Source organism: Gluconobacter sp. OJA (genome assembly GCF_039638325.1).
GTDB classification, from domain to species: Bacteria; Pseudomonadota; Alphaproteobacteria; order Acetobacterales; family Acetobacteraceae; genus Gluconobacter; species Gluconobacter cerinus.
Genome location: NZ_JBDIWI010000010.1, coordinates 1 through 8762, shown reverse-complemented (window position 1 = coordinate 8762; position 8762 = coordinate 1). Strand labels below are relative to the sequence as shown.

The window sequence follows — 8762 nt, the reverse complement described above, 5'->3', positions numbered from 1 at the left end:
ACCGTCCTAAAAACGCTCATCATGAATTTGATACCGTTTCAGTCATGCCCAGATCTCAATGGGAGCCTTGGGTAGTACTACGCAAACCGATTGAGGGGCGCGTACAGGATAACCTGCGTAAGTGGAAAACAGGGGGCTTTCGTCGTCCAAATGAGGATCAACCATTCGGAGACGTAATCCGTAGCAATCCTACCTCGAAGGTAGAGAAAACTATAGCACCTCATCCATCGCTCAAACCACAGGACTTCTTAAGACAAGTCGTCCGCGCTTCCCTACCTCTCGGAGAAGGGGTGATACTAGATCCTTTTGCTGGGTCAGGATCAACTTTGGCGGCTGCAAATGCTATGGGTTACTCAAGCATTGGGATAGAAAGCGATCCTAAATTTGTCCGTTTGGCTTCTGATGCAATTGGTCCATTAAGTGCATTAAAGACGATAAACCCAATTCGTTCTTAGTTTAGCGATTCCAGCTGCGTGTAAAGTAGCAGTCCGAGTTCCAAGTTGCCCCCGCTCATTGCCTCGAAAATCTTCAGGTAGAACTTCTCCCACATAGATTTCCGTAAAACGTAAAGGTTTCCGGTCCTGAGCGGGCTCCGTTACTTTATCAACTTCATACACGAACACACACATATACTGCTCACGTGCACCATGGGTATCCACGGCTCCCCCGCGTTTCTGTGTAGTCTTTATCTCTACACCATCTAGACCACCAGATTTGACGCTATCATTAGCGAAACGTCCTTTAATCAGGAGATCCGGATGACCATTGTGATAATGGTTAGGAGTCAGAATACGAGAATGTTTTGCTAAACTCACAGTTAGCATATCGCTCAACATACCAGACATAATAGCTGGCCTAAGTTCATCGTCGAACCTAGGAAGTCCTTTAGCTTGGAATAAACTATTAACTTCATAGAAAAAATCATACACATCTTGCATTGATGATTCGAAATCTATCTGACGCAGCAAATGTGGAAAAGAAACATTTGGGTTGAATTTTGTTCTATCAACTAACTCTTTAACCGGCACCCAAGCGTTCCTTTGATTTTCCTAACTCAATTATAAATATCGTTATAGAGACACTGATAACAAGGCGAGACTCCAAAGCCCCTATCTAGATTATCTGTCTTAGAAACTCATACTCGGCCCCGCATTACGGGACCGGCCTTGCTCACGCTCCCGCACACGCTGCCGATCATCGGCCCTGAAATCCTCACGATACCGATCAACCACCCTCTGAAGGGCGGGACTGGCTTCGCCAGTGAAATCCTGCTCAACGTCGCGCCCTGGGATCGTTTCCAGGTCATATCCTACGCGGGCAGCACGTTCTTCAGCCCTGACGACAGACGGGTCTTCGCGCCGATTACACTGACCGGCCGCCTCATCCATTTTCCAGACGGCCGCTCCGAGCCGCTCCGTTGCCTTCTGAAGATCACCCCAGGCTCGGGCGAAATCAGGAGACTGGAGTGCCAGGAACAGATGACGGCGAGCATCTTCAGAAGATCCTTTCTCGATCACGGTAAAGAATGCCCGTCCGACCTTTTTCAAGGCGCCATGCGCATCCTTTGCACGCTGGACCGCCACCCCCACTTGATAGGTAGTATCTTCAAGCCTCCGCTTATCCATAGAAGCTGCCTGTTCAAGACGCGCTTCAAGAGCTGCACGAGCTATAGCCGCCTGCTTCTGATGCTCGATGCGGGCTTGAGTAGCCTGACGCTGCAATTCCTGTTCTGCCCTGACTGCGACCAGAGATTTGCCCGTTGAGGCCGCAAGACGGCGCGCCGCATCGAGCTTTTCTTGTTCTCTCGCAGCCACTTCCTGCAGACCGGTATTTTTCTTCATGGCGTTGCTAAGATTTTGCTCGGCAACTCTCACAGCCGTTGTCTGACGATCAATCGCTTCTTTTCGAAGAAAGATGGTGAAATGCGCTCGGCGTAGCTTTTGTTTCTCATGCACAATCTGCGCCTGACACGTCTGCACATTCTCTTGTCCAAACCGTGCATTATCCTGAGCAATGGCAAGACGCCGATCAATAATCGCCGCAAGAGCCTCGTTTTCACGCTGCTTCTTCTCAACTTCACGCTGACGCGCTGCGTTCTCTGCTTTCCGCCTGTCAGCAGCCTGTATCCGTCGCAATTCATGCGCCCGTTCACGCTCCTGGGCTGCTTCGTATTCTGCCTTGCGCCTCTTGCGTTCCTGTTCAGCCGCTTCATGGCGTTGCCGCTCAGCCCGGGTGTGCTCTTCCTGCTGCTGACGCTCCCGCTCGGCTGCCTCTGCCTGACGCTGCGCTTCGACCTCTGCACGTTGGACAGCTTCCTGAGGGTCGTACTTTGGAGATGGGGCCTCTGTAAGATCAGACTGCCGCACATGAGCCTCATAATACTCTGCAAGCGCTTCTAAAGATGGAGAAAATCCCCGTACTTCCGCGTAATCGATGGTTGAGTCTTTGCTCCTGTCCCGGCTCAAGCGCTCGAAGAGTTTTTCTTTGTTTCCTGCCGTTTCCGGGGTCCAGTATCCCCGGAAAGTGTCCCGGTGCCGACTGAGAAGCACATAGAGAAGCTGCCGATCCATAGAGCTGGACAGAACCCCGTGAACCTTCTCCGCCGTCGCACCCTGCCCCTTATGCACGGTCCGGGCATACCCGTGGTCAATATGGCGATAATTGGAGATACGAACAGCAACTGTCCGGTCTTTGGTCCGGATAGTAAGAAGATCGTCCTGAACGCTCTCAACAACACCATCCAGTCCATTCCGGACACCAAGCGCACGGTTGTTTTTTAGAAAGACAATCCGGTCCCCTTCACCGAACGCACGTTCTCCAAGAGCAGTCTCGAAGGTAACACCTTCTTTGACCTCTCCGGACTTCACCAGCTCGCTACGAATGGCCTTGTTGATCTCCCGGATGTCAGCACGACGATGCGCCAGAACGAGGACATTCTCGCCTCCGATTTCCGCTGCATCCGCCAAATAGGCACGGGCTGTCTCCGCCACCACCTGGGCTGAACTGGTGACTTCCCGGATCGCTCCTTTCCGGTCGTAATACTCCAGAGCATCCCGAGGACGACCAGACCCAAGAGCAACCGTCGCCTCCCGGTCGTCAGCATTCCGAGCGCGACGAACATCAACCATGCGGGCCGCACCAAGACGGGCCTCAAGAACCCGGAACGGCGCTCCTGCCTGAATGGGTTGCAACTGTTCGGCGTCACCCACCGCCACAACCTTGGCCCCATACTGCTGCGCCACGGCCAGCACATCACGCATCTGCCTCGAACCAACCATGCCGGCCTCGTCGACCACCAAAACAGTTTTGGCATTCAGGCGGGGATAAGCCTCATCATCTGGTTTAAGATTATTCAGACGCCAGAAAAACTGAGCAATCGTCTGACTTCTGATTGTGGCTCCGTCCTCGAGCTGCTGCGCGGCCGTCGCCGAAAGGGTAAGGCCCTTCACCTGATAGCCACCTTTTGACCAGACATATGCAGCCTCATCAAGCATGGTGGTTTTACCAGTGCCAGCCAGACCAGATACGAGCGCCAACCGCTCCGGACCCGTGACATGGCGGACAGCAGCGGCCTGCTCCCCCGACAACGTGGAATAGCTGAGCACGTCATTCTGATGGGCTGTGGCATCCCCATGCAACCGATCGCCCTGCATCTTGTCCGCCATATCGACAAGATCGCGTTCCGCACGGAGCAGAGAACGCGATGAATAACGCTTATTCCCCTCCTCGTCCTTGCCGAGAAAAACTGTCTCATCCGAAGCGAGAACACGGGCTTTCATGGTGTCAAAAGCAAGCCGTGTCTGCTCTTCCGTCATGTCGTCCCCAAGCCAGCGATGCAGATAGCGGGCAACATCCTGCTCGGTGAAAGAGGCGGCTTTATCCGTCAGAGCATCAACAACAATGCTGGGATTTACAGTGATCCGGTGCCAGTTCCGGGCCTGAATCTGTTCGTTCTTGGCCGTGCGCTCTGCCGTGAAATGAGGATCATTTTCTCGGACTCTTTCCTGCATGGGGCGCGCTGCGCCCTCCTTGATCTGGGGCTCCAGGTCAATGCCACGGTCTGCATAGCTCCTCCGATCGATCCGGGCATCGATGCCACGTGCCGCCAGCATACCGTTCGTCAGATCTTCCCAGCTCGTCCGCCAGTACTCATACACCTCTTTACTATTCCATAACCGCTCCTTTTTCGGGCCAAATCCGCTCTCGGATACAGGTCGCATCGTCAGCAGAATATGAGCGTGGGGAGCGATCTTATTATCGGCGGCAATGGGGCAATGGATCGAAACGTCAGCAATCATGCCAAGAGAAACAAAGTTCTCCTGGACAAAAGATCGTACCAGTTCCAGCCGGTCCGCCTCGTTCAGTTCTCGAGGAAGGGCTACCTCGATTTCACGGGCAAGCTGGGCATCTTTTCGCCGCTCTGATTTTTCAACGGCGTTCCAGAGCGTTTCCCGATTGCGAAACTCCTCGGGCGCACCTTCTGGGAGGAAAATCTCGGAATGAACGATGCTGCGTTTTCTGGTGAAGTTACGGTTTTCTTCATAACGCTCATCCCAGAGATTATCTCCAGCACGATAGGCGGCCGCAGCGACAACACTTCGTCCCTTACTTCGGTCGATTGTCTGGCTTCGCATATGAAAGATCGCCATTGGCGTTTATACCAACTGGAAGCGCCACATTGCGTAGCAATGTATCTGCGCGCCCTTCGCTATTCTCGGTCTGGTTGGAGTTGCCGGGTTGGTCATGGGATCAGCCATAGAATAGAATGAAGCCTACTGGCAAGAAATGGAGGCGAGACATGGCTAAGGTTCGCAAGACTCTTCAGGAAATGATTGAAGAGCAGGAGAAAAAAAAGGAAGCGGTCTCTAACAGGCTCAGAGCACTGAAAGCACGTGAAGCGACAAGCGAGAAGAAAGCAGACACACGACGTAAGGTCATCCTCGGTGCAATGGTCATGCACATGGCACAAAACGATGATGCAGAAGCTGTAAGCGTTCTGGAGAGAGCGCTTCGCCAGTTGACGAAGGAACGTGACAGGGAAGTCTTTGCAGACTGGTCCTGGAAAGCCGATCAGAACAATGGATAGTAGTGATCTGGGTTTTTTTGAGGAACTCGGCCTGACACTGGAGCGCGTGAATAGCAGGCTCGACAGGGAGGCAACACAAAGCTCCGACTTGGGTAGGGACATGAAAGCCTTGCACCAGTCGGTCGAGACACTCACACGACTGGTCACGACACAGCAGGACGCAAGACTGTCAGGCAGCCGGGAGGAACCGGCCAGCGAGGCTATGACCAAGCTTACCAGCCTGATTGCCCGGGAAATACCGGATCACCTGTCACGCCAAAGTCGGGACCTGACAGAAACACTCACCCGCGAACACAAAACGCTGAAACAAACCCTTTGGGATGAAATCGATCGCCTGGAAAACCGAAAGACGGTCAGCAAAACGATATACCTCCCTTATCCAGCCATCACCTTCGGCTTCTGGGGTGGAATCCTGTTCATGGCACTGATTGATCGAGGGGTGGCTCATTTCGCCTTGGGGTCCACTTTCGATTTCTGGTGGACTGATCCCCTCACAATGGCATGGGCCTGGGTCGCTGGGGCATCGTAAAGTTCGCAGACGCAACATACGGGGAAGAATGGCCGTGAAGGGGCAATACCCTCTCCACGGCCATTCTTGGGCTTCTCAGCCTATCAGGAACGTGTTCGGTCCCGTCGATCAATCAGGATTGTACCGACATTGATCCAGAGATGCATGATCTGGCGACCAGCATCCCCCGCATCTTCGGCCGTGACCGGCTCAACAGGCATTCCAGGCCGTCCGATAAAGGTCCTGGGACCGTCTGTGTAAATCCTCCTGTTCACCTTGCAGAAAACCTCGATCCCGCCACCTGGACGAAAAAACGCCCCGGCCACGAGATCAGCGAATACGCTCCCAGCCGCGCAGTTGCGCGGAGAGGGGCGCTTTCGGCGCCCCTTGGCCAATTTATGCGGCGAAGGGTCAGAAGGCCGTCAGGCGGCTTCTGTGAGGCTCTCGCAGGGTCTTGAAGGGATACGGGGGACGTGGTTCAACCACTGCCAGCGTCATCATGAGGTCAACTCTCGTGAGGCGTTAGCTCTGTTCGGGGTGTTACCAGCACCTCGGCAGAGCGCCCATCAGGCGATGGGCAGCCGGAATCCTAGTACACCCGGCCCCCGTAAGGGAATCCCCCTTATCCATTTCTGATGAGCGGGGCCCGGTTAGGCACCATCCCTACCAACCATTCATTCCCCTTGAGCAAATCATAGTTCCCTCATGCTTCGTCCTTCAGGTCCGGAGCGAGCGCAGAGCGGGAGCCGCGAAGCGTGCCCGGTAGGGCATCCGGTGTGGATAATGTTTCTTAGATTTGCCCTTGAACCGCCCCCGAGGGTCCACAGGACCCGAGGCCCCCTACCGCTCACGAAGGGCGTTCGCGGGCCTCGAACCCGTGGGCTTCGTGGACGGCCTTTAGATCATATAAATGCATTCTTTTGGTTGCCTTATAAATCAATGACTTAAGGGGGGGGGGTAGTCCCATAGCTGATGGGACTACCCCGTCCCATCAGCTATGGGACTGGTTTGACAAGATTACCCCATGAGTTGATATTTTTTATCAGTCATATATTGACAATAATTATCAGATTATGGGTATATTTTATTCGCCGGTGAGACCGGGTAGTCTCATTTCGCGCCATTATGGACACAGGCCCTAGGAAGAAGACGTGCAAAAGCATTCTCGCCAGATTGGATTAACAACTGCACCTAATGGCACCTGGGTACAAACAGAACGAGCGGCTCATGAAAGATGGGCGAAACTAATAGGTTCTCACCCTAAAGCCGCTGCTTTAATGCATGTAATTGTTGGAAACATGGGAAGACACAATGCCCTTGTTGCTAGCATACCAAATTTACAAAAACTTATGGGATGCTCACGAAATACTGTAATAAGAGCAATTACAACTTTAAAAGATCAAAACTGGATTGAAGTACGTCAAATAGGGGCAGCTGGAACAACAAATGCATACATTGTGAATGATAGGGTTGCTTGGACAGGAAAGCGCGATGGTATCCGGTACAGCTTATTCAGTGCTGCCGTCCTAGTATCGGACAACGAGCAGCCGGATAAGGATGAAATCAATACCCGGCCTCCACTTGAACGGGTTCCATCTTTGTATCCTGGCGAAAAGCAATTACCGATTGGGGAAGGACTTCCTCCCCCCTCTCAGCCTTCATTCGAGGCGATGGAACACGACCTCCCATATACCCTGAGGGATGACGATTGATGCGTGTCTACCATATACATCGCTTCCCCCCCCTGCGCCACGTCAGTGCACCACTTGCGCCACTATGCGCCACATGCTGAGCCAGAGGCGCGCCTCTGAAATATGGGGGGTTTCCCGACGTACAATCCAACGGGCAATTCAGTCCGGAAAGCTAAGCGTTTCTTCAGATGGACAAATTGATCCATCAGAAATGCTTCGGGTTTTTGGGGAGGCCTCTGGCAAAAAAGAAGGTGGCGCAGGTGCGCCAGTCAGTGAGCCACTTGCGCCACACCATGCGCCGGTTGAGCCACCCTCTCCAGATGTGGCTCTGACGGCTGAGATTAAGGCGCTTCGCGCAGCCCTAGCGGCGAAGGATGAACTGCTGGCGGCAAAGGACCGTCACATCGAAGACATGAGCCTGTCATTGAGACTGCTGGCCGCTCCTCCCCAAACCCAACCACCCCCTCACGTAGAAAAAACAGGTGGATCATTATGGCAGCGACTACTCGGCCGAAATTCGAAATTCTGAACCAAACAATCAATGCCCTCTCATCAAGAGTAGGATGTCGTCTTATCCCCTTGCAGGCCCCACGACGTCAGCATCACAAAACTATTGATGATATCTTGACGTTACGACGTCCAGACGTCAAAAGCTCAGGTAGAACGAATGAGGAATCAACATGGCTCACGCACCTGGAGCAATCCGCGATGGCATCTTAGAGTACCTATCCGCTTTAGGTCGTGATGCTAGTCTGGGTGAAATCAACGATGCACTGACACTGAAACTAGGTGAGGTTCCTCCGTCTAGTGTTCGGTCATACATAGGTCTGAATAGAGAAACTCTTTTCGAGCGAACAAGTAAAGGTAGATATCGTCTTCGCGTTGAAAGCACAGGCGCAATTCAGCACGTCAAGCTAGCACCAGCCGTTCAAATCGGTAAGTCTCAACTATTTCATGCAAACTGTTTTGATTGGCTTTCAGAGTGTAAGCCCAACTCAATTCAAGCTGTAGTTACAGACCCACCTTATGGAGTGGTCGAATACAGCGAGAAAGAGCTTTCTAAGTTGCGTTCGGGAAAAGGGGGAGTATGGCGCATCCCGCCATCCTTTGACGGGAACGTTCGCGCACCCTTACCTCGTTTTACCACTTTGACCGAAAACGAACGTCGAGAGATGTATGCGTTTTTCAAACGCTTGGGCGTTCTACTCGCACGTGCACTAGTACCTGGCGCGAATATAGTTATTGCTACTAATCCACTTCTTAGCCACGTGGTAGCTTCATCCATGTCCGAAGCGGGCTTGGAACTACGAGGGTATCTTGCGCGCCTAACACAAACCATGAGGGGGGGAGACCGTCCTAAAAACGCTCATCATGAATTTGATACCGTTTCAGTCATGCCCAGATCTCAATGGGAGCCTTGGGTAGTACTACGCAAACCGATTGAGGGGCGCGTACAGGATAACCTGCGTAAGTGGAA

General features: G+C 52.9%; 7 protein-coding genes and 1 pseudogene. 6 read left to right on the top strand and 2 right to left on the bottom strand.

Going from position 1 to position 8762, the window contains the following annotated elements; genetic code table 11:
- On the top strand, positions 1-455 hold a 455-nt coding region (locus ABDK75_RS17785), incomplete at its 5' end, for a DNA methyltransferase (RefSeq protein WP_346006611.1).
- Here the strand turns inward: ABDK75_RS17785 and ABDK75_RS17780 are convergent.
- Positions 426-1028 carry a hypothetical protein gene (locus ABDK75_RS17780; protein WP_346006610.1) on the bottom strand — a complete coding sequence of 201 codons (603 nt, stop codon included), beginning with the start codon at positions 1026-1028 and terminating at the stop codon, positions 426-428. The genes ABDK75_RS17785 and ABDK75_RS17780 overlap by 30 nt on opposite strands.
- A gap of 99 nt (positions 1029-1127) precedes the next feature.
- A complete protein-coding gene (gene traA, locus ABDK75_RS17775) occupies positions 1128-4649 on the bottom strand; it encodes a Ti-type conjugative transfer relaxase TraA (protein WP_346006609.1) in 3522 nt (1173 codons plus the stop codon).
- A gap of 149 nt (positions 4650-4798) precedes the next feature.
- Here traA and ABDK75_RS17770 point away from each other — a divergent pair, with 149 nt between their 5' ends.
- From ABDK75_RS17770 to ABDK75_RS17750, 5 genes and pseudogenes are all read left to right on the top strand, one after another.
- Positions 4799-5086, top strand: coding sequence for a mobilization protein (locus ABDK75_RS17770; RefSeq protein ID WP_253440958.1), 288 nt, complete (start codon positions 4799-4801; stop codon positions 5084-5086).
- On the top strand, positions 5079-5615 hold the full coding sequence (locus tag ABDK75_RS17765) for a hypothetical protein (protein WP_346006608.1): 537 nt from the start codon (positions 5079-5081) through the stop codon (positions 5613-5615). The genes ABDK75_RS17770 and ABDK75_RS17765 overlap by 8 nt, the downstream gene beginning before the upstream one ends.
- A gap of 1130 nt (positions 5616-6745) precedes the next feature.
- Positions 6746-7306 carry a helix-turn-helix domain-containing protein gene (locus ABDK75_RS17760; RefSeq protein ID WP_211571096.1) on the top strand — a complete coding sequence of 187 codons (561 nt, stop codon included), beginning with the start codon at positions 6746-6748 and terminating at the stop codon, positions 7304-7306.
- Between the two features lie 190 nt (positions 7307-7496).
- Complete coding sequence (locus tag ABDK75_RS17755; protein WP_346006607.1) at positions 7497-7814, top strand: hypothetical protein; 318 nt, start codon at positions 7497-7499, stop codon at positions 7812-7814.
- A 151-nt stretch (positions 7815-7965) separates the two neighbouring features.
- A pseudogene (locus ABDK75_RS17750) lies at positions 7966-8762 on the top strand (hypothetical protein); the annotation flags it as partial.

What these genes read in the sequence shown, in the direction of transcription:
- traA (WP_346006609.1), bottom strand. Translation starts at nt 4,649, where the DNA reads ATGGCGATCTTTCATATGCGAAGCCAGACAATCGACCGAAGTAAGGGA.
- ABDK75_RS17770 (WP_253440958.1), top strand. Translation starts at nt 4,799, where the DNA reads ATGGCTAAGGTTCGCAAGACTCTTCAGGAAATGATTGAAGAGCAGGAG.
- ABDK75_RS17765 (WP_346006608.1), top strand. Translation starts at nt 5,079, where the DNA reads ATGGATAGTAGTGATCTGGGTTTTTTTGAGGAACTCGGCCTGACACTG.
- ABDK75_RS17755 (WP_346006607.1), top strand. Translation starts at nt 7,497, where the DNA reads ATGCTTCGGGTTTTTGGGGAGGCCTCTGGCAAAAAAGAAGGTGGCGCA.